The organism is Rhodopseudomonas sp. BR0C11 (genome assembly GCF_010820945.1).
Classification (GTDB): domain Bacteria; phylum Pseudomonadota; class Alphaproteobacteria; order Rhizobiales; family Xanthobacteraceae; genus Rhodopseudomonas; species Rhodopseudomonas palustris_H.
Map to the genome: position 1 here is coordinate 1 of NZ_QTKI01000597.1, position 2,033 is coordinate 2,033.

Annotated in this window: 3 protein-coding genes; 1 reads left to right on the top strand and 2 read right to left on the bottom strand. The window is 64.4% G+C overall.

Annotated features, from left to right (window positions below):
• The coding region (locus DYI24_RS25590; protein ID WP_164574306.1) for a xanthine dehydrogenase family protein molybdopterin-binding subunit at window positions 1-955 on the bottom strand (955 nt) is incomplete at its 3' end.
• Window positions 952-1,443 carry a 4-hydroxybenzoyl-CoA reductase subunit gamma gene (hcrC, locus tag DYI24_RS25595; protein WP_164574307.1) on the bottom strand — a complete coding sequence of 164 codons (492 nt, stop codon included), beginning with the start codon at window positions 1,441-1,443 and terminating at the stop codon, window positions 952-954. The genes DYI24_RS25590 and hcrC, both read right to left, overlap by 4 nt.
• Window positions 1,444-1,611: 168 nt before the next feature.
• Here hcrC and DYI24_RS25600 point away from each other — a divergent pair.
• The coding region (locus tag DYI24_RS25600; protein ID WP_164574308.1) for an AMP-binding protein at window positions 1,612-2,033 on the top strand (422 nt) is incomplete at its 3' end.

Sequence of the window (2,033 nt, forward strand, 5' to 3'; positions counted from 1 at the left end):
AACCCGCATAGGCGCCGCCGCGTTGCACCACTTCGCATGAGCAGGCGGTGAACCGGCCGTCGCGGCGCATGCCGATCGTCAAGGTGATGTCGGTCTGCGGCCGCGCGCGGTGGGTGATGAAGGTCTCTTCACGGCTCAGCCGCATCGACACTTTGCCGCCGGCCTTCCGGGCGAGCAGCGCGGCGATCACCTCGAAGTTCAGCACTTCCACCCGCGCGCCGAAGCCGCCGCCGACGAACGGCTTGATCACCCGTACCCGCGACGGATCGATCTCGAGGCAGCGCGCCAGCATCAGGTGCAGATAATAGCCAACCTGTGACACGCTCTGAGCGGTCAACCTCCCGGTGGCCGGATCGTAATCCATCAGGCAGGCATGCGGCTCGATCTGGGCGTGGTTGACCTCCGCACAATGGTGCGTGTGGGTACGGATCAGGTCGGCGGCTTCGAAGCCCGCAGCGAGATCGCCGAACTCGTTGTGAACTTCGCGTTCGATATTGCCCGGCTTGTTGTCGTGCAGCAGCCAAGCATCCGGGGCGCGTGCAGCCTCGGACTCGTAGTAGGCCGGGAGCTTTCGGAACTCGCATTCGATCAGGTCGAGGGCGCGCTGTGCCGTCTCTTCGTCGACAGCTGCCACCGCGGCGATTGGTTCACCTCGATACCGGACCCGATCGCGCGCCATCGGATATTCGTTCATCGCGATCGGCAGAACACCGTAGGTGATTGCGCAGTCCTCACCGGTGACGATCGCCGCGGCGCCCCTCAGCGCGAGCGCCTTGCTGATATCCAGCCGGACGATTTCGCCATGACTGATCGGACTGCGTAGAATGCGCGCGACCAGTGCGCCAGCATGATCGAGATCCGCGGTATAACGCGCTCGCCCGGTGACTTTATCGATGCCGTCGACCAGCGGAACGCCGGCACGGTCGAGGCCTCCCTGAAATGCGGCACCGCTCATGGCGCGATCTCCGCGGCGGCCTGCACCGATTCGACGATCTTGGCGTAACCGGTGCAGCGGCAGAGATTACCGGACAGAGCCGTCCTGATCTCGTCGTCGGTCGGGGACGGATTGCGGCGCAACAGACCTTCGGCCGCCATGATCATGCCGGGCGTGCAGAAGCCGCATTGAGCCCCGAGCCGCTCGTGAAATGTCTGCTGCAGCCGGTGCAGCCGCCCATTCGCCGCCAGGCCCTCGACCGTCTCGACGTGACGTCCCTCGCAGCGCACCGCCAGCACAAGGCACGACGGAGTTGCTTCGCCGTCGATCAGCACGGTGCAAGCGCCGCACTCGCCGCCGTCGCATCCTGTCTTGACGCCGGTGAGCCCGGCAATATCGCGCAAGTAATCGACCAGCAACATGTCGTCGGCAACCGCGTCCTCGCGCCATCGGCCATTGACGTTCAGGCCGAGCAGCCGCTTGCGGCGTCGCAGCATCGTTTCATCCATGGGTCGCTCTCCCTTGCCGCAAGACTGTCGGCGCGGGAGGACGGCATCCATGACCAAAGTCAAGCGATCGTCACGCCGCAACAGTCGACTACGCACTTAGCAAAAATCAAGGAGATCGCTCCGGGCGAACGCTTAGATCACTCCAATTCATAGACGTTGGAGGGAACCATGCCGCTACGCGACTACAACGCGGCGGTCGATTTCGTCGACCGCAACGTTGCGGAGGGCCGGGGCGACAAAATCGCCTTCATCGATTCGCAGCGCAGCTTAAGTTATGGCGAGCTGCGCGACGCCGTCGCACGCGTGGGCCCAATGCTGGTACGCCTCGGCGTCGAGCAGGAAAACCGCATTGCGCTGGTGCTCAAGGACACCGTCGACTTCCCGATCCTGTTCTGGGGCGCGATCCGCGCCGGAATCGTTCCGGTGCTGCTCAACACCCGGCTGAATGCGGATCAGTATCGCTATCTGCTGGAGGATTCGCGATCCAAGGTGGTGTTCGCCTCCCCGGAATTCCTGCCGGCGATCGAGGAGGCCGCGGCCGATCTCCCGCATCTGCGCGCGATGGTCGCCGTCGGCGACGCTCCGCACTC

What these genes read in the sequence shown, in the direction of transcription:
- hcrC (WP_164574307.1), bottom strand. Translation starts at nt 1,443, where the DNA reads ATGGATGAAACGATGCTGCGACGCCGCAAGCGGCTGCTCGGCCTGAAC.